At 71.8% G+C, this 18966-nt stretch carries 15 protein-coding genes; 6 read left to right on the top strand and 9 right to left on the bottom strand.

Translation table 11 applies throughout. The features are described 5' to 3' along the window. Positions 1-37 precede the first annotated feature (37 nt). Both metG and AB0959_RS38135 read right to left on the bottom strand, forming a co-directional pair. Complete coding sequence (gene metG / locus AB0959_RS38140; protein WP_366831356.1) at positions 38-1753, bottom strand: methionine--tRNA ligase; 1716 nt, start codon at positions 1751-1753, stop codon at positions 38-40. Positions 1754-1914: 161 nt separating this feature from the next. Then, positions 1915-3483: a VWA domain-containing protein gene (locus AB0959_RS38135; RefSeq protein ID WP_366831355.1), complete on the bottom strand. Its 1569-nt coding sequence runs from the start codon at positions 3481-3483 to the stop codon at positions 1915-1917. A 246-nt stretch (positions 3484-3729) separates the two neighbouring features. On the opposite strand from AB0959_RS38135, the gene AB0959_RS38130 reads away from it, so the two are divergent. Continuing rightward, positions 3730-5826 (top strand): PhoX family protein, encoded by a 2097-nt coding sequence (locus AB0959_RS38130; protein ID WP_366831354.1) that lies wholly within the window; start codon positions 3730-3732, stop codon positions 5824-5826. Positions 5827-5855: 29 nt separating this feature from the next. Here AB0959_RS38130 and AB0959_RS38125 read toward each other — a convergent pair whose 3' ends face one another. Beyond that, complete coding sequence (locus tag AB0959_RS38125) at positions 5856-6872, bottom strand: LysR family transcriptional regulator (protein WP_366831353.1); 1017 nt, start codon at positions 6870-6872, stop codon at positions 5856-5858. 239 nt (positions 6873-7111) lie between these two features. Here AB0959_RS38125 and snpA point away from each other — a divergent pair, with 239 nt between their 5' ends. Further along, positions 7112-7774: a snapalysin gene (snpA, locus tag AB0959_RS38120; protein ID WP_366831365.1), complete on the top strand. Its 663-nt coding sequence runs from the start codon at positions 7112-7114 to the stop codon at positions 7772-7774. 103 nt (positions 7775-7877) lie between these two features. Here the strand turns inward: snpA and AB0959_RS38115 are convergent, their stop codons facing one another. From AB0959_RS38115 to AB0959_RS38100, 4 genes are all read right to left on the bottom strand, one after another. Further along, positions 7878-8075 carry a hypothetical protein gene (locus AB0959_RS38115; RefSeq protein WP_366831352.1) on the bottom strand — a complete coding sequence of 66 codons (198 nt, stop codon included), beginning with the start codon at positions 8073-8075 and terminating at the stop codon, positions 7878-7880. 169 nt (positions 8076-8244) lie between these two features. Continuing rightward, on the bottom strand, positions 8245-9246 hold the full coding sequence (locus AB0959_RS38110) for an endonuclease/exonuclease/phosphatase family protein (protein WP_366831351.1): 1002 nt from the start codon (positions 9244-9246) through the stop codon (positions 8245-8247). A gap of 151 nt (positions 9247-9397) precedes the next feature. Beyond that, positions 9398-10300, bottom strand: coding sequence for a hypothetical protein (locus AB0959_RS38105; RefSeq protein WP_366831350.1), 903 nt, complete (start codon positions 10298-10300; stop codon positions 9398-9400). 150 nt (positions 10301-10450) lie between these two features. Further along, the gene (locus AB0959_RS38100) at positions 10451-10909 is read right to left on the bottom strand and encodes a hypothetical protein (protein WP_366831349.1); all 459 of its coding nucleotides are present in this window, start codon (positions 10907-10909) and stop codon (positions 10451-10453) included. Between the two features lie 296 nt (positions 10910-11205). Between AB0959_RS38100 and AB0959_RS38095 the strand changes: the two genes are divergently transcribed. Further along, complete coding sequence (locus AB0959_RS38095) at positions 11206-12621, top strand: hypothetical protein (RefSeq protein ID WP_366831348.1); 1416 nt, start codon at positions 11206-11208, stop codon at positions 12619-12621. A 205-nt stretch (positions 12622-12826) separates the two neighbouring features. Here the strand turns inward: AB0959_RS38095 and AB0959_RS38090 are convergent, their stop codons facing one another. Further along, a complete protein-coding gene (locus tag AB0959_RS38090) occupies positions 12827-14149 on the bottom strand; it encodes a HAMP domain-containing sensor histidine kinase (RefSeq protein ID WP_366831347.1) in 1323 nt (440 codons plus the stop codon). Beyond that, positions 14137-14868, bottom strand: a complete 732-nt coding sequence (locus tag AB0959_RS38085; RefSeq protein WP_366831346.1) for a response regulator transcription factor — start codon at positions 14866-14868, stop codon at positions 14137-14139. Before AB0959_RS38085 ends, AB0959_RS38090 begins: the two co-directional genes overlap by 13 nt. A gap of 629 nt (positions 14869-15497) precedes the next feature. On the opposite strand from AB0959_RS38085, the gene AB0959_RS38080 reads away from it, so the two are divergent. The 3 genes from AB0959_RS38080 to AB0959_RS38070 all read left to right on the top strand — a co-directional run bounded on the left by AB0959_RS38080 (position 15498) and on the right by AB0959_RS38070 (position 18951). Then, positions 15498-16850 (top strand): tetratricopeptide repeat protein, encoded by a 1353-nt coding sequence (locus AB0959_RS38080; protein WP_366831345.1) that lies wholly within the window; start codon positions 15498-15500, stop codon positions 16848-16850. Between the two features lie 350 nt (positions 16851-17200). Further along, positions 17201-18211, top strand: coding sequence for a permease (locus tag AB0959_RS38075; RefSeq protein WP_366831364.1), 1011 nt, complete (start codon positions 17201-17203; stop codon positions 18209-18211). Next, complete coding sequence (locus AB0959_RS38070) at positions 18208-18951, top strand: TIGR03943 family protein (protein WP_366831363.1); 744 nt, start codon at positions 18208-18210, stop codon at positions 18949-18951. Before AB0959_RS38075 ends, AB0959_RS38070 begins: the two co-directional genes overlap by 4 nt. The last annotated feature ends 15 nt before the right edge of the window (positions 18952-18966 follow it).

The raw sequence follows: 18966 nt of genomic DNA, 5'->3' as shown, positions 1-18966 counted from the left end.
TATGACGTCATCGGGCCCCTTCTTGGAGGTGTGTGCGCTACGCCGCCTCGCCGCCGAAGCGCTCCCTGTACGTCTCCAGGTCCTCGTCCGTGAGCTTGGCGAAGAGAACCGGGGGGACCGTGAAGGGGGTGCCGGCGGGGACCGAGGTGAGGGTGCGGGCCTCGTCGGCCGTCACCCAGGTCGCCGTGTCGTTCTTGAGGGCGAAGGCGGTGCGCATGGCCGCCGACGACGTCGGGATGAAGGGCTCGGAGACCACCGCGTAGAGGTGGATGAGGTTCATCGCCGTACGGAGGGTGAGAGCGGCGCCGTCCTTGTCGGTCTTGATCTCCAGCCAGGGGGCCTTCTCCTCCAGGTAGGAGTTGCCCGCCGACCACAGGGCGCGCAGTGCGGCCGCGGCCTTGCGGAACTGGATGGCCTCCATCTGGGACTCGTACTCGGCGAGCAGGCGGGCGATCTCCGCGCCCAGCTTCGCCTCGGCCTCGCCCGGCTCGCCGCCCTCGGGGACGGAGTCTCCGAAGCGCTTGCGGGAGAAGGACAGGACGCGGTTGACGAAGTTGCCGAGGGTGTCCGCCAGGTCCTTGTTCACCGTGGCCGTGAAGTGCTCCCAGGTGAAGGACGAGTCGTCCGACTCCGGGGCGTTGGCCATCATGAAGTAACGCCAGTAGTCGGCAGGGAGGATCTCCAGGGCGTCGTGGGTGAAGACGCCTCGCTTCTGGGAGGTGGAGAACTTGCCGCCGTAGTAGTTCAGCCAGTTGAAGGCCTTGATGACGTCGACCTTCTTCCACGGGGCGCGGGTGCCCAGCAGGGTCGCCGGGAACATCACGCTGTGGAACGGGACGTTGTCCTTGCCCATGAACTGCGTGTAGTGGACGTCCGCGCCGGACTCCCACCACCACGAGCGCCAGTCGCGGTTCTCCGGGTCCTGGTCCGCCCACTCCTTCGTCGAGCCGATGTACTCGATCGGGGCGTCGAACCAGACGTAGAAGACCTTGCCCTCGGCGGCCAGGTCCGGCCAGGTGTCGGCCGGGACCGGGACGCCCCAGTCCAGGTCACGGGTGATCGCGCGGTCGTGCAGTCCCTCGGTCAGCCACTTGCGGGCGATGGAGGAGGCGAGGACGGGCCAGTTGTCGGCTCGCTCGTCGACCCACGACTCCACCTCGCCGGCCAGCGCCGACTGGAGGAGGAACAGGTGCTTGGTCTCGCGGACCTCCAGGTCGCTGCTGCCGCTGATCGCCGAGCGCGCGTCGATCAGGTCGGTCGGGTCCAGGACGCGCGTGCAGTTCTCGCACTGGTCGCCACGGGCCTTGTCGTAGCCGCAGTGCGGGCAGGTGCCGATGATGTAGCGGTCCGGGAGGAAGCGGCCGTCCGTGATCGAGTAGACCTGGCGGATCGCCCGCTCCTCGATGAAGCCGTTGGACTTCAGTTCGCGGGCGATCTCCTGGGTGATCTCGTGGTTCTGCGGGGAGGAGCTCCGGCCGAAGTAGTCGAAGGCCAGGTTGAAGCCGTCGTAGATCGCCTTCTGCTGCTCGTGCGCCTGGGCGCAGAACTCGTCGACCGGGATGCCCTGCTCCTTGGCGGCCAGCTCGGCGGGGGTGCCGTGCTCGTCCGTGGCGCAGATGTAGAGGACGTCGTGGCCGCGCTGGCGGAGGTACCGGGAGTACACGTCCGCCGGGAGCATGGACCCCACCATGTTGCCCAGGTGCTTGATCCCGTTGATGTACGGAAGGGCGCTGGTGATGAGGTGTCGAGCCATCGGGGGATGCTCCCAGGTCGGGTTCGTGGTTCTCGTTCCTTGCGAACCTTGAAATCGTAGCCGACATGGGTGGGCCGCCCGCTTCCCGTTTTGTGGGTGGGAAGGGGCGGCCGACTGGTGAGGGGTGGTGAGGGGTGGTGAGCGGTGGTGGTCCGTGGTGGCTACGGGCGCCAGTTCGCCAGTACGCCCTCGTAGAGCTCGTTGTCGGTCAGCTCGCGCGGGGTCTCGCCGGCCAGGAAGTGGGCCGTGTTGTCCGTCTTGAGCTTGCGGAGGTAGTCGAAGGCCTTGTTCTCCGGGTCACCGAAGGCGACGAAGGAGAAGAACACGGCGGGGTGCTTCTTCGCCGCCTCCGTGAGGGCCTGGGTGGCGGGGGTCTTCGCGTCGGGGGCGCCGTCCGTCTGGAAGATCACGAGGGCGGGGTCCTTGGTGCCCGACTTCTCGTAGTGGGCGAGGATCTCCTCCACGGCGGCGTGATAGCTCGTACGGCCCATGCGGCCGAGGCCCGCGTGGAGGTCGTCGATCTTGTTCTCGTGCTCTTCGAGGGTGAGCTCGCCGGTGCCGTCCAGCTCCGTGGAGAAGAACGTGACGTGGACCGTGGCCTCGGGGTCGAGGTTCGCGGAGAGGGCGAGGGCCTGCTCGCCGAGGGCCTGGGCGGAGCCGTCCTTGTAGTACGGGCGCATGGAGGCGGAGCGGTCGAGGACGAGGTACACCTTGGCGCGGGTGCCGGTGAGGTCGTGCTTCTTGAGGGCGGCTGCGGCGGCCTTGTAGGCGGTGGTGAGGGAGGGGGCGCGGGTCTTGAGGCGGGCGAGGGTCGCTGCCGCGGGCTCGGGGGTCTTTTCGGCCTCGGCTTCGCCTTCGGCCTGGGTTTCTTCCCCGCCCGCACCACCCGTGCTGCTTTCGTCGTCGGGTGCGGGTGGCCCCTGTGGGGCCTGGTCGCCGTCGGCGGCTGCCGGCTCGGACGCCGCTGCGGCCGCACTGACGGGCTCGGGCTCGGGCTGAGCTTCGGCTTCCGGCTCGGGCTGAGCTTCGATTTCCGGCTCGGACTGAGCTTCGGTTTCCGGCTCGGGCTGCGGCTCGGGCGCGGCGGTGGCCTCGGGCTCCGGGGTCTTCTCGGGCTCCGGGGTCTTCTCGGCCTCCGAGGACTTCTCGGCCTCCGGTTCCGGGACCTCGGTGGCCGTCGGCTCGGGCTCCGTCGTCGGCGCTGCGGCCTCCGGCTCGGCCGCCACCACAGGTTCAGGCTCGGCCACCACGGGCTCAGGCTCCGCCGCGAGGGCGGGCTCGGGGGCCTTCTCGGCCACCGGCTCCGGCTCGGGCGTCACCTCCGGCTCCGGCTCCGGCTCTGGCTCCGCAGCCTTCTCGGCCACCGGCTCGGGGGCCTTCTCAGCCACCGGCGTGGGCGCGGGCTCGACGACGGGCTCGGGCTCGGGGGCCTGCTCGGCCGCCGGAGGCGTCGGCTTCGGGACCGTCACGTTGTCGAAGGCCGCCGAGACCAGGTCGTCCACCGGGGACGGGGCCTGCTTCGGCTCGGGGGACGGGGCCGGGACCTTCGGTTCCGGCTTCGGTTCCGTCTTCGCCTTCGGCTCCGGCGAAGGCGCCGGCGCAGGCTCCTTCGCCGGCGAAGGAGCCTGCGTGGACTCGGGCGAGGGCTCCCGCGAAGAGGCCGTCGCGTCGGCGTCGCGCCCCTTGCGTGAGCGGCCGAACGCGTTCCGCAGGAGAGAAAGAATGCCCATGTTGCGCAACCCTTCGCGTGAGGTGAAGCCCGTCGATCCCTGGCCAGGACGGACACGTAAGGTTAGCGGCCGATCTCGGTGATCTTGGGGTGGGGCGGAGGGGAGGCTGTAACCCTCGCCTTGTCATGGTGTCAATACCGCCTCAACTTCCTCAGGTTCACCCCCTGTTCACCCAGCGTCCGTGTGCTCGAACGCGTTCGCCCTTACCGTCACGAACACATCAAGGGCACGTATGGGGAGAGCAAAGTGCGCAAACTGCTGCCAATGGTCGGAGTGAACGGGGCGAGCGCGTCCCACCCCGGCGGGCGGTCCGCCATGACCTGCCGGTTCCGGTGTGGTGACGCCTGTTTCCACGACGTCCCCAACACCTCCACCAACGAATACGTCGGCGACGTCATCGCCACCGCGCTGAGCCGGCGGTCGATCATGCGTGCCGCCGCCGTCGTCACCGTGGCCGGTGCCGCGGGCGGCGCCGCCCTCACGCCCGCCGCAGCGGCCGGGACCGGGGCAGCCGGGGCAGAGGCCGGCACCGACGCCTCCGCCACCGCCGCCAAGACCCGCAAGAGCGCCCGCGGACTCCGTTTCAACCCCGTCGCCCCCAACACCGCCGACGCCGTGGTGATCCCCGACGGGTACCAGCAGAACGTCGTCATCCGCTGGGGCGAGCCCATCCTGCGCGGCGCCCCCGCGTTCGACCCCGAGAACCAGACGGCCAAGGCCCAGGCCGGGCAGTTCGGTTACAACAACGACTTCCTCGCTCTCCTCCCGCTGCCCGGTGAGCGCGGTCGGCAGCTCCTCGTCGCCAACCACGAGTACACCGACGAGGTGCTCATGTTCCGCGGGTACGACGCGGCCAACCCCACCCGTGAGCAGGTCGAGGTCGCCTGGGCCGCCCACGGGCTGTCCGCGGTCGTCGTCGAGGGCGACAAGCGCACCGGCAAGCTCACCGCCGTGCCCCGGCACCCCCTCAACCGCCGCGTCACCGCCACCACCGAGTTCCGGCTCACGGGGCCGGTCGCCGGGTCGGACCTGGTGAAGACCTCCGCCGATCCGAGCGGGACCAAGGTGCTGGGCACCCTCAACAACTGCTCCGGTGGCACCACGCCCTGGGGAACCACCCTCCATGGCGAGGAGAACTTCAACCAGTACTTCGCCAACAGCAGCCGCGCCACCGACAAGCGGTACGGCATCGGCACCGGGGCCTCCGAGCGCAAGTGGGAGAGGTTCGACAAGCGGTTCGACGTCGCCCAGGAGCCGAACGAGGTCCACCGGTTCGGCTACGTCGTCGAGTTCGACCCGTACGACCCCTCCTCCACGCCCCGCAAGCACACCGCCATCGGCCGCTTCAAGCACGAGGCCGCGACCATCCGGCTCACGGCGGACGGCCGTCCCGTCGTGTACTCCGGTGACGACGAGCGCTTCGACTACTTCTACAAGTTCATCAGCAGCAAGCGGATGAAGCACGGGACCTCCCGGGCCGTGCGTGAGCACAATCTCTCCCTCCTCGACGAAGGGACGCTGTACGTCGCCAAGCTCACCGGCGACTCCCCCGCGATCGAGATCGACGGCACGGGCAAGCTGCCGGCGGACGGCGAGTTCGACGGGAGCGGCGAGTGGATCCCGCTGGCCACCGCCACCGCGAAGGGCGCCGTCTCGCACGTGGACGGGATGACCGCCGAGGAGGTCTTCGTCTTCACGCGGCTCGCCGGTGACAAGGTCGGCGCCACGAAGATGGACCGCCCCGAGGACTTCGAGCCCAACCCGGTCACCGGCAAGGTGTACGTCGCCCTCACCAACAACACCAACCGCGGTGTCGGCTCCAACGCCAAGGCGGACGAGGCCAACCCGCGCAACGCCAACAAGCACGGCCACATCCTGGAGCTCACCGAGCGCTGGAACCGGCCGGAGAGCACGAAGTTCGCCTGGCTGCTCTTCCTCGTGGCGGGTGACCCGAACGACCCCGCCACCTACTTCGCGGGCTTCCCGAAGGACCAGGTCAGCCAGATCTCCTGCCCGGACAACGTCGCCTTCGACCCGCACGGCAACCTGTGGATCTCCACCGACGGCGCCCAGCTCGGCTCGCACGACGGCCTGTTCGGCGTGGCGACCAAGGGCGAGAAGCGCGGTGAGCTCAAGCAGTTCCTGACCGTGCCGAACGGCGCCGAGACCTGCGGCCCGATCATCCAGGACCGCCGTGTCCTCGTCGCGGTCCAGCACCCGGGCGAGATCGACGGCGCCTCCGTGGAGAACCCGAAGAGCGCCTGGCCGGACGGCGAGGGCAAGATCGTACGGCCCGCCGTGGTCTCCGTGTGGCGCGCGGACGGCTGCGACATCGGCGTCTGACGGGCGAGTACCAGGCAAGTACCGCTCGCCTACGCGGGTTTCGGCTCGCGGTACGTGTGCTCGTACGGCTGATCGTAGGGCTGCTCGTAGGGCTGCTCGTACGGCGGAGGGGGCGTTCCCAGGCCCGGGGACGCCCCCTTCGCCATGAGCCACTCCCGGTACGCCGGCGCCTGGCGCACCGTGTCCCAGTACGCCTCGACCAGCTGCGGGTACACCGACTCCAGCACCTCCTCGGTGCGGGCCGCGAGGATGAGGCGTACGCCGAGGGGGTCGCCGTACAGGCGGCGTACGGCCATGCCGGGGCGGGACTGGCAGGTCGGCTGGCAGACGGTGACGACCTCGCCGGTCGCGACGAGGGACGCGGTGGTGTGGTAGTCGCCGTGCAGGATGCGGGGGCTGAGGCCCGCGGCGCGCAGCATGCGGTGCACCGCGTCCCACTCGCCGTCCACCGTCGGGTCGACCATCCAGCGGTCCTGGGCCAGATCGGTCAGGCGTACGACGGACCGGGCGGCGGCCGGGTGGTCCTCGGGCAGTGACACGAACTGTGGCTCGCGCTCGACGAGGACGCGCAGGTCGAGCTCGGGCGGGACGCGCAGCGGGCAGCCCTCCACCTCGTGCACGAACGCGACGTCGAGCTGGCCGTCGGCGACCATGCGCAGCAGGGCGTTCGCGGAGACGTCCATCTGGAGGAGGGGTTCGCGCCGGCCGTCGCGGAGGCGGCGCAGCCAGCCCGCGAGGGCGGGGCTCGCGGTGGAGCCGACGCGCACCTGGGGGCCCGTCACGGCGGCGGCCCGGGCCTCGGCCACCAGGGCGCGCATCTCGGCCACGAGGGGGCGGGCCCGGCCGAGGACGACCCGGCCCAGCGCGGTGGGGCGGCAGCCGGTGCGCTCGCGCAGGAACAGGGCGCCGCCCAGCTCCTGCTCGATGCGGCGCAACTGGGTGCTCAACGAGGGCTGCGCCACACCGAGTTGACGTGCGGCGCGATGCAGGCTGCCGGTGTCGGCGATGGCGCACAACGCGCGTAGATGCCTCACCTCAAGCTCCATGCCTGTGGAGGGTAAAGCGGAAGCAAGGGATTCACCAGACGCACAAACCACTCACAACGCAGGCGAGTTGGGCGTTGCGTACGGCACGGTTGCCCACGGAGCGGTACCGGGCTGCTGCGGCCTGGCAGGGGTGATAGCTCCGTGCTATCGCCACTTGCCATCATCACAGCCCTCGCACAGGCGCCGACACTCACCGATGACGACTTCCACCCCCCACACAGAAGGAGTCATCGATGCGTATGCGTACGCGCATGCCCAAGTCCGCCCGCGCCATGGCGATCGGTCTCGCTCTCGCGGGTGCCGGTCTCGGCACGGCGGTCCCCGCCACGGCCGCGCAGGCTCCCGACTCGTACGCGAGATACGCGGGTTCGGCGGAGGAGGCCAAGGCCAACGAGGCGTTCTTCGAGGCGGTGGTCCGGTCGGTCGCCGAGAAGCGTGCCGCCGCCCCCGAGGCCGCGGCCGTCACCGTCGTCTACGACGCCTCCCGCGCGCCCACGTTCGCGAGCCAGATAGCCCGCAGCACCCAGATCTGGAACAGCTCGGTGTCGAACGTGAAGCTCCAGTCGGGCTCGGCGTCGAGCGCCGACTTCAGCTACCGGGAGGGCAACGACTCGCGGGGCTCCTACGCCTCCACGGACGGCCACGGCGGCGGCTACATCTTCCTCGACTACCGGCAGAACCAGCAGTACGACTCCACGCGCGTGACCGCCCACGAGACCGGGCACGTGCTCGGTCTGCCCGACCACTACTCCGGACCGTGCAGCGAGCTGATGTCGGGCGGCGGTCCCGGCACGTCCTGCACGAACGCCAACCCGAACGCGGCCGAGCGGGCCCGCGTGAACCAGCTGTGGGTCAACGGCTTCGCCCAGGCCCTGGACAAGGCCCTGAGCAAGGCTCGCTAGCGGGGCCGCCCGTCAGCCGCCACCCCCCACGGGTGCGGGCCGCCCTCCTGCACAGGGCGGCCCGCACTCATTTGTCCGTCTCTCTGTCTCTCTGTCCGAGGGGTCACGGAGCCAGGCAGGACACCCCCGGGATCTCGGTGGGCACGGCGGGGGCGGCGGGGTCGACCAGGCCCACGACGTCGGCGGGGGTCTGGACGAAGCAGTTGACGGTCGCGACCGGGTCCGGCACCGCGACGGCGGGTGCGGCCAGGGCCCCGACGAGGGCGAGGGTCCCGATCAAGACGGCAGCGGCACGCTGCATGAACATCCCCTTATCGGTAGGAAGAGTGACAAGGGCGATCATTGCCCTCTCGGCTCCCGCGCATGTGAAGCCTCACCCCTGCGGGAGTGACGTAACGATTCGCCAGGGGTACGGGGTTGACCGGTGCGGAGTAACGCGAAGTAACGCGGAGTAACACCGTGCCCGGGGATCAGCTCCGCCGGTGCAGGGTGAGGTCCACGAGCAGGGCACGGTGGTCGGTGCCGTCGACGCGGAGGAAGCGGGCCCGCCGCGCGGCGAAGTCCGGGGACACCAGGACGTGGTCGATCTGGGCGCCGAACGTCGGGGTCGTCCGCGCGGGCCAGCTGGGCGTACGGGTGTTCCCGGCGAGCCGGGCGCCGTCCCGCAGCCCGGCGTCGAGGATGCGGCGGAAGGCGGCGTGGTCCTGGGAGGCGTTGAAGTCCCCGGCGAGGATCGTGGACGTGGAGGTGTCGGCCGCGGCGTACGCGCGCAGGCGGCCCAGCTCGCGGCGCCAGGTGTCCACCTGCCCGGGCAGCGGCGGCATGGGGTGCGCGAGCTGGAGCCGTACCGTCCGGCCGTTCACCTCGGTGCTGGCGCCGGGCATGCCCATGGTGCCCGGGACGCCGGGGGCCCGGGTGAGCGGGAGGCGGCTGAGGATGACGGAACCGTCGGAGCCGTACCCCTCGACGGCCTGCCGGTACGGGTAGCCGTCCTGCTCGAAGGCGTCCCTGAGGGCCGCCGAGCACGTCTGCTCGCACTCCTGGACGAACACGATGTCGGGGTCGTCGCGGCGGACGGCGTCGATCAGCGCGTCGGTCCCCCGCCCGAACTGCACGTTCGACGTCAGCACCCGCAGCTCGGCGAGCGGCGGCCCGCTCGGCTCGTCCGTCCTGCCGTACGGCTCGATGTACCACGCGAGGCCGCCGAGGACGACGACGCCCCACACCAGGCCGGTCCGCCAGCGGGCGCGCAGGGCGAGGAGCAGGGCGAGGGCGGTGGGGGCGAGCAGCCACGGCAGGAAGGCGAGCAGCTGGGGCACCGGCGTGACGCCGTCGCTGTCGGCCACCCGGCATCCGAGCACCGCGCTGACCCCGGCGAGCAGGAGCCCCGCGAACCAGGCGCCCGACCTGCGCCGGGACGCCCGCTCGGCCTCCTCCGCCGTCGTCGTCCGTTCAACCGCCACCGCGTCCACGCCCCGGCCTCCGCCCGCTCGCTGGGTGCCCGAATCCTCCCTCAAGGACGGGGGTGGTGGTGGGACGGTTGCGAGGCGTGTGAGATGTCGGACCCGTGGGATGTCGGACCCGTGGGATGTCGGACCCGTGCGATGTCGGACCAGTGCGTTGTCAGACCTGGGCCTGTGGCCGCTCCTGCGGGGCGGGAGCCGGCTGGTGCTCCTGTGAGTGGCGGTGCTGGTGGTCCTGGAAGCCCGTGATCCACGCCACCAGTGCCACCGACAGGCCCAGCACCACCAGCAGCCACGTCACGGTGCGCAGGGTGGCCGTCACGGCGTCGTAGACGGAGGCCGCCGCCGCGCGCGACACGTCGGGCGGCAGGTCGGTCAGCGTCACGCGGCGTCCCACGGCCACGGCGATGCCCAGCAGGGCGCCGCCCAGCGCCGTACCGAGCCCCGTCGCGAACACCGCGCGACGGCGGCAGGCGGACACGAGGAGACCGGCCGCGGCCAGTGCCAGGGTGAGCGACGGCAGCCAGAACGAGGTGAGTTCGAGCACGCGGTATCCCTTTCGGAGCCGGTCCAGGTTCTCGGGCGACAGCACGACGACCTCGGTGTGCTCGACCGGGATGCGGTGCGCGAACGGCACGCCGTCGTGCACGAGCCGCTGCTTCACCCGCTCCGTGACGGGCGCGACGTCGAGCGTCACGGGCGCCGTGCCGTCGTCGTGCACCGCCCGCAGCACCGTGTCGTGCGCGGCCCGGTTCGCCGCGGTCCACGCCACGCGGTACGCGTCGGTCTGCGTGAAGGAGCGCACGGCGTCGTGCGTGAACGCCCGTAGCGGCCCCTTCAGCGGCGGCCCCACGTGGATCTCCCGCATGATCCCGGCCGTGACCGCGTCCGCGATGGCGTTCCGTACGTGGGGGTCGGCGGCCAGCGGCGCCGTCGCCGCCTCGTACCGTCCGGTGTCCCCGATCTCGTACGTCGCCCACGCCGCCAGCGCGCCGAGCGGCGCGAGCAGGGAGGCGAGCGCGGTCAGCAGGGCCGACAGGGCGCTCCGGACACGTCGAGGCACGCTTTCAGGCAAGGCCCCCGGGGCGGGGCGCGCGACCGGTCGGGGCGCCGATGACTGCATATGGGGGCATACGGCAATCCGTACGGGGGCAACGGGTCCCCGTACGGGGAGAACGGTGCGTCATTGTCACCTTCACCTTCACCGCCACCGTCACCGGACTCGGTGGCCCGCCGCGTCCTCGTGCGTGTAGTACCAGTAGTAGGTCATCACGCCCACGAGCGCGGCGACCGGCAGGGACAGGAGCGAGGAGCGCTCGATGCTCGCGTCGGTCAGGCTGTAGAGGAAGCCGAAGGCGATGCCCGCGAACGAGGCCCACAGCGCGGCGTGCGGCTCGCGGGGCAGCCAGGGGGTGACCATGCGGACGGCGGTCAGGACCAGCATGAACGCGAGCGCGCTCATGAAGCCGAAGAAGATGTTCCAGCCGGTGATGGGGCCGCCGTCGCGGTCGACGGCCGCGGCCCAGTAGCCGTACACCAGGCCGGACAGCACGGTCAGGGTCCAGAGCGCGATGGTGTGGGTGCGTGCGCTGAAGACGTCGGGGAGGGGGGCGCGGGGGGCCGTCTTGGGTGTCCCCGACACCGGTGTCGCCTGAGCGTGAGCGTGAGCCATGGGAGCACTCCTCTCTCTCCACCGCCCTGCCTTCCAGCGCACACCTGGCGGGGTCGGCTGGCAAGTCGGGCCGCACGTGTTTTTTCGCCCCCGCCGCCCCTACCCGTCCCATCCTCGGGGGCTCCGCCCCCATGCCCCCGGGCGGGCTGTCTGGGGTGGGTGGGTTGGTGCGGGTTGGGTGTGGCCGGTCGCGCAGTTCCCCGCGCCCCTAAAACCCCTGTGAAGCCCACGGCGTCGCCCCTTTGCACGCGCACCGGTTACCGTGCTGCTGTACGTGATCGATGGGGGAGGAACCGATGCCCGGAACCGTCCTACTGCTCGCCGCCGCGCCCACGGGCAAGGGGTGCCTGGTGGACGCGGCCTCCGTGCTGCCCATACTCGCCGCCGTCGCCCCACCCGTCCTGTCCGGCACCGACACGGCCAACGTCGTCGAACTCGCCGACCCGCTGGAGCCCCAGGCCGTCCTCACCCGGCTCCGCGCCGCGGCGGGAACACCCGGCCCGCTCACCATCTTCCTCACCGGCCAGCTCCAGCTCGACCGCCGCCAGCACCTGCCCCATCTCGCACTCGCCCGCACCACCCCGGCAACCGTGCGCTACACCGGCTTCCCCTGGCACTGGATCCGCGAGGAGCTCCGTCTGCGCACCCCGGGGACCACCGCCCTCGTCGCCGACCTCCACGCCGACGCCGAGACCTGGCAGCACCTGCGCACCCTCTCCCTCGACGTGGGCCCCGGCATCACCGTCCTCGGTCGGGTCGCCCCGCCGCCCCCGCGCCGCGCGGTGGCGCAACCCTCGTACATGAAGGCGATCGCGACGATCCTGCGCAGCGGTCAGCGGCCCCCGCTGTCACAGCTCCATCACCAGGCGCTGTCCCGGATCGCGAGTGACGGACAGGGCGCGTACGGCGATGTCGTGCTCTCCTGGGGGGAGCCCACGCCCACGGCCGGAGGTCCGGTTCCCGGAGGTCCGGTTCCCGGAGGCTCCGCCCCCGGCGCCCCGTACCGTTCGGCACCGCCGCGCCCCCGTACGCCTCCCGCACCGACCGGGACCACGGGAACCACAGGGGCCACCGTGACCACCGAGCCTGCCGTGCCCACCGCTCCTGGCACGGTCACCGTCAGCGGCCCCCGGAGCCCTCAGAGCCCTCAGAGCCCTCAGGCGGACCAGGCACCCCGGGCACCCCAGGACCCCCGCATCCTCCTGGACCCCCGAGACTCCCAAGAACCGCGCGACTCCCAAGACAGCCACGACCCCCAAGACCCCCACGCCGCCATCACCGCAGCCGTCCACGCCGAGCGTCACGACGAGGCCGACGCGCTCGCCGCGCGGCACGAGGCCGATGCCCTGCGTGCCCACGGGCCCGCCTCCGAGCAGGCGCTGCACTGGACCGAGGTGCGGGCGGATCTGGCGATGTTCGCGGGGGACGCGGGGCGCAGTTGCCGTACGTGGATGGCGGTCGCCACCGCGCGGCTGGCCGCGGGGCAGGCCCCGGACGCGCCCGCCGTCGAGACCGCCGTGGACCGGGCCCACCATCAGTGGGGACAGGTCGAGGACGTGGCGCGGGCCCGTGAACTGGGGCCCGCGCTCGCCGAGTTGCGGCACCGGGTGCCGGGTCGCCGCGAGGGCGCTCTCCAGCACGTCCAGCGGCACTTGGAGGACCTCCGGCAGGACCCGCCGGAAGTGAGGCCGGCCCAGCACGTGCCGGGATAGCGGACCGATGAGCCGTCGGTCCACCGCCGGCCGATGAGCCGTCGACCGGGGCAGGGTGCCGGACCGGCCCGCCGGGGGGAGGGGCGGGACGCGGAGTACTCGTCCACAGTCAACCGGGCGACGGTGTCCATGTGATCGGAAACGCATCGGAATTCGATCAGAAATCCCTTCGCGCGTAGAGTCGGTGCCCGTCCCGTCCCACCCGTTACGACGGTGCCGGCAGCTTCACCCTGAACCATGCCCCGCGGTCCGACGGTTCCAGCGTCACCGAGCCGCCGTGCGACGTGGCGATCGACGCGACGATGCTGAGGCCGAGTCCGCTGCCCGGGGCGCCGGTGTCCTCGCCGCGGACGAAGCGGTCGAAGATCACGGACCGGAGGGCGTCCGGGACTCCGGGGCCGTCGTCGGTGACCTCCAGGACGCGGTGGTCGTCCTCCGTGCCGAGGCCGAGCGTTGTGGTGGTGCCCTCGGGGGTGTGGACGCGGGCGTTGGTGAGGAGGTTGGCGACCACCTGGTGCAGGCGCAGGGGGTCGCCGGTGACGGTGTGTTCGCCGGGGGCCACCAGCAGGCGTACGCGGTGGTCCGGGTGGACGTGGCGTTCGGCCTCGACCGCGTCGCGGCAGATCTGGGCCAGGTCCACGCAGTCCAGTCGCAGGGGCTGGCCGAGGTCCAGGCGGGAGAGCAGGACCAGTTCGTCTATCAGCGAGTCCATGCGGCGCACCTCCGCCGCGACCCGGCCGAGCGCCTCCTGCCGCATGGGCTCGTACGACTCACCGTCGGTGCGGGCGAGTTCGGTGTACCCGGAGATGGTGGTCAGCGGGTTGCGCAGTTCGTGACCGGCGGCGGCGAGGAACTCGCGCAGCCGCCGCTCCGAGTCCGCCCGCTCCCGGGCCGCCCGGCGCCCGACCCGCCGGGCGCCCACCAGCACGAGGCCGACCAGCGGCAGCGAGACCGCGGCCTCGGCCTGGACCAGGCGGTGGACCGCGCTGGTCGTGTCGGACATCGAGCGGGCGTGGATGACGTAGCTGCCCTGGTGGCCCTTGCCCGACCGGGACTCGCGGATCACCTGGGCCCGGTAGGCGCCGCCGAGGGCCACCGGGTGCTCGTGCCGGGCGTAGGTCTTGAGCCGGTCCGGGGTGAGCGAGGGGAAGTCCGGCATGTCCCCGGAGCCCGCGTACCGCTCCAGAACCCGGCCCTCGGTGTCCACCACGAGGATCAGGCAGCCGTCGAGCAGGTCGAACCGCGCCATGTCGGCGGGCAGCGGGTTGGCCGCGAACTTCTGGATCTCCTCGTCGGCGCGGGCCACGAGATAGTGGCCCAGCAGCATGGCGGAGAGCGTGGTGACCGCGCCGAGCGTGGCCAGCGTGGCGACCAGCCAGAGGGCCACGGTCCGCCGGACCGTCCGGTCCCGGGTCGCCTCCTCTTCCCTCCGGCGGGCGTCGGTACGGCTCGACGCGGTGCGCGTACGGGTCGTCCCCGGGCGGAGCAGGCCGATGGACAGGGCCGGCCCGCCGCTCAGTCCCCGCACAGCCGGTATCCCACGCCGCGCACCGTACGTATGAGCGACTGTCCGGTGCAGCCCAGCTTGCGGCGCAGGTAGTAGATGTAGGTGTCCACCGCGCCGGAGCCCTCGTTTCGGTGGTTCCAGACGCGTTCCAGTATCTGTGTGCGGGTCAGCACCCGGCCGGGGTTCTCCATGAGGTAGCGCAGGAGGGCGAACTCCGTCGTCGTCAGGTCGACCGGCTCCCCCGCGGACCACACCTGGTGTGCCTCCGTGTCCAGGTGCAGTTCGCCGACGCGCAGTTGGCGCCGTTCCGGGTGCAGGCTGCCGGAGGAGCGGCGCAGCAGGGCGCGGATGCGGGCGGCGACCTCCTTCAGCTCGAACGGCTTGGTGAGGAAGTCGTCGCCGCCCAGGTCGAGGCCGCGCACCCGGTCGTCGACCCGGCCCACGCCGGTGAGGAAGAGCACGGGCACGGTGACGCCGCGTTCGCGCAGCGTCCGGCAGACGTCGAAGCCGCTGACGTCCGGGAGGTTGACGTCCAGGAGCACCAGGTCGGGGTTGTGCCGGCCGACGGACTCCAGTGCCTGTCGGCCGGTGGCGGCGCCGGTCACCGCGTAATCGAGGAATTCCAGCGCCATGGTGAGCATGGAGCGGACGTTCTCCTCGTCGTCGACGACGAGAATGCGTGCCGTGGGGGTCGAGGTGGGGGCCAGGCTGTGGCCGACCGCGCGGACAGGCTTGGTCATGTCCTGTTCCTTTGCTGACCGTGACCAAATTGAGGGCTCAAGTACCTGCGGGCCTCGTATCGTCACACGTACCCGCAGGTAGGGAAGAGCCCTTCCCCGACGCGTCGTTCCGCACGGTGACGAAACGCCCCGCGGGCTCGTCCACGCATCCCGCGTAGATTCACCGTCGCGAACTCCGCATACCGTCCTTGATCCGGACGATTGCCTTCCGTGCGTGGTCGTTCTGCGCGCGCGGCGGTTCGCGTGTGATGTGGCGGACATCACCCAGGTCGCATATGCCCCCAGAGGGCTCTCGAAACCGCTCTGACCGATCGGCGTCTCCCCTCCGGTGGGGCTCGGCAGGAAGCGGTTGTCCGGGGAGGTGTGAGGGAGAGTGGCGGATCAGTGCGGACGCACGGCGTTCGCCGCCGCGATCAGGGCCGTCACAGCGAGCAGCGCGGCGAAGACGGGGCGGGCGTGGCGGATGAGCAGGTGTCGGAGCACGGCAACCTCGCGGCGTTGGCGTCAGCAGCGCATTAAGCGGGTTTAACGCGTTGCTTAACGTAGGGCGTTGAAGGCTCAACAGCAAGAGCGCCTGGGGGAGTTGAGGAAAGCGCGAGCTCAAGTGCGTTTACTGGCATGCTTACTCCATGGCAGCCACGGCCGATCGCGACGACCCAGAGACCATTGGGCGAAGAGTCCAGCAGCTGCGTGCCGAGCGCGGGTTGACCCAGAAGCAGTTGGCCGACCAGGCCTACACCCCCGCGTACATCTCCACCGTGGAGGCCGGACGGGTGCGGGCCTCCGACGACGCGCTGAAGCACATCGCGCAGCGACTCGGCATCGCCTACGAGGAACTGGCGACCGGACGCCCGGCCCACCTCGCCATCGACCTGAGGCTGAGGCTGACCGACGCGCAGCGCACGCTCGCGACCGGCGAGGCCGCGGTGGCGGCGGAGAGTTACGCGGCGCTCCTCGCGGAGGCCGAGACGCACGGACTCGTCGCCGAACAGGCCACCGCGCTACTGGGGTTGGGGGAGTGCGGGCTGGACACGGGGGACCTGACCGCCGCCCGGCAGTACTTCGAGCGGGCGGAGAGCGTCCTGCACGACGCGCCGCTGACCGCCCGGGCACCCGCCCTGCGCGGCCGGGCCGTCGCCCACTACCTGGCCGGTGAACTCCGGTACGCCTGCTACCTGCTGGAGTCCACGCTCGACGAGCTGAACCGCGGCGGCCTGCACGACCCGGACGTGCTGCTCCCGCTCTACGCGAGCGCCATCGCCCCCTACATGGACATGGGCGCGCACGCGCGGGCGGCCAAGGCGGCCGAGCTGGCCCTGGCGCTCTCGCCCCAGGTGCAGGATCCGGCGCTGGTGGCCCGGATGCACCGCCAGGTCGCGCGCACCCTGGTCGCCGAGGGGCGCGTCGCCGAGGCAGACGCCTCCCTGGCCAAGGCTTCCGAGCTCTACCGCCAGCTCCAGATCCGCACCGAACTCGCCAACTGTCACTGGATGCGCGGGTACCTGTACGCCCAGAACGGCGAACTGGGCCGCGCGGAGGGCGAGTTGCGTGAGGCGATGGCCATGCACAGCGGCCGCAACGCCGCGCTCTACAGCAGCCAGGTGGCGGTGGAACTGGCCGACGTCCTGCACCGGCTCGGCAGGTCGGAGGAGGCCGCCGCACTGCTCCGCGACGTCCTCGGGGACCTGTCACCGGAACGCGGCGCCGTCCACTCCGCGGCCGCGCACCGGCTGCTCGGCATCATCGCGGAGGACGCGCGGGATCCCGAGACGGCGGAGGAACACTACGTCCGGGCCCTGAGCCTGCTGGAGCGCGCGGGCGCGGCCGGCGACCTGGCCGACCTGTGCCGGCTCCTCGGTGACCTGCTCCGCCGCACCGGGCGGGTGGAGGCGGCGCTGGACGCGTACCGGACGGGACTCGGGCACCGTACGGTCCCCGGGACGACGACTCTCGGGCCGGCCCCCGCACAGCCTCCTCTCTGACGAACCAGAGATGCCGCACAGTTCCGCCGGATAATCTGCGCACGACGCACACACGGGTGAGGCGTGAGGCGTGAGGGGCGCGAGCGGCGAGCTCGGAGCGGCACGAGGCGGAAGCAAGGCGCGTGGAGAACCAGCGGAGCGCGGTCGACGACGGCCGGAGCGCGGTCGACGACGGCCGGAATGTGGCCGACGGTGGTCTGAGCGTGGCGGACGGCGGTCGGAGGCTGGCGGACGGCGGCTGGAGTCTGGCCGACGGTGGTCTGAGCGTGGCGGACGGCAGCCAGACCCTGGCCGACGGCAGCCAGACCCTGGCCGACGGCGGCCGGAGTCCGGCCGATGATGGTCGGAGGGTGGCCGACGGCGTACGCCTCGTCGTGCGCGCCCTCGTGTACACCGTCCTCGGCGGTGTCGCCCTCATCGCCATCGCCACGGTCGCCTCGGTCCTCGGCCCGGCGCTCGCGCTCGACCTCGCCACCCCCGCGATGGCGGCCTGGTGGACGGTCTTCACGGCGGTCGTCGTCCAGGGGGTGCCCTTCCTGCTGCTGGGCACCCTGGTGTCGGCGGCGATCGGCGCGTTCGTCCCCGAACGGGTCTTCAGCCGCCTGCTGCCCCGCAACCCCGCGCTCGCCGTCCCGGTCGCGGGCGCGGCGGGCGTCGTCCTGCCGGGGTGCGAGTGCGCGTCCGTCCCGGTCGCCGGGAGCCTGATGCGCCGGGGCGTCGCTCCCGCCGCCGCCCTCGCCTTCCTCCTCTCCGCGCCCGCGATCAACCCGGTCGTGCTCGTCGCGACGTCCATCGCGTTCCCGGGGCAGCCGATGATGGTGGCGGGCCGTCTGGTCGCCTCCCTCTCCGCAGCCGTGGTGATGGGCTGGCTGTGGGTGCGCTTCGGGAGGGAGGAGTGGCTGAGCCTCCCGAGGAGCCGTACGGCTCGTACGTCCCCCGAGGCACCCTCTTCCCGCTGGTCCCGACTGCACGACTTCCGCTCCGGCCTGCAGCACGACTTCCTGCACGCGGGCGGGTTCCTCGTGGTGGGCGCGGCAGCGGCGGCGACCTTCAACATCGTCGTACCGCGCTCCGTCCTCGACGTCTTCACCGGCTCGCCCTGGCTGTCCGTCCTCCTCCTCGCGGCCCTCGCCGTGGTGCTGTGCGTGTGCAGCGAGGCGGACGCCTTCGTCGCGGCCTCCCTGACCGGCTTCTCCCCGACCGCGCGGCTGGCCTTCATGGTGGTGGGCCCGATGGTGGACCTGAAGCTGATCGCCCTGCAGGCGGGCACGTTCGGCCGCGCCTTCGCGCTCCGCTTCTCCTCGGCCACCTGGCTCGTGGCCGTGACGAGCAGTGTCCTGGTGGGGTGGTGGCTCCTGTGAAGCGCTACGGCCCCACGGTCGTCCTGCTCCTCTCCGGCGCGGCGATCCTTCGCATCTCCCTCATCTCCGACCTGTACCTGCGCTACGTCCAGCCGGGCCTGCGCCCCTACCTGATCGCCTCCGGGGCACTGCTGGTCCTGCTGGCCCTGGCCTCGGCACTCAGAACGGCCCGCGGCGGCGAGACCCACGACGCGCACGACAGCGAATACGCCGGCCACGACCACCAGCACTCCGGCGGTGGCCCCCGGGTCGCCTGGCTCCTGGCCGTCCCTGCCCTCGCCCTCCTGCTCTTCCCTCCCCCGGCTCTCGGCTCGTACAGCGCGGACCGCGAGGCGGCGAAGTACGCGGCGCGGGGCGTGGGCACGTTCCCGGAGCTCCCGGCCGGGGACCCGGTCGAGCTGACCCTCGGCCAGTTCAGCTCCCGGGCGATCTACGACCGGGACCGGTCCCTGAAGGGCCGTACGGTCCGCATGACGGGCTTCGTCACCCACGGAACCGGTGCCGACGCCGGCACCTGGTACCTCACCCGTCTCCTGGTCTCCTGCTGCGCCGCCGACGCCAGCCCCTACAAGGTCGAGATCCGCGGCGCCGACGCCCCGCCCACCGACACCTGGATCACCGTCACCGGCACCTGGCACCCCAAGGGCACCCTCGGCTCACAGGCGGCGTGGCCACCGGTACTGGACACCGGGTCGGTGAAGAGGGTCACGGAACCGGAGAACCCGTACGAGAAGCGCTGATCGCGCCCCGCTGCC

Origin of the sequence: Streptomyces sp. NPDC046862, assembly GCF_040704615.1 — a bacterium.
Taxonomy (GTDB): domain Bacteria; phylum Actinomycetota; class Actinomycetes; order Streptomycetales; family Streptomycetaceae; genus Streptomyces.
The sequence above is the reverse complement of the archived record's forward strand: the minus strand, read 5'-3'. Positions and strand labels throughout refer to the sequence as shown.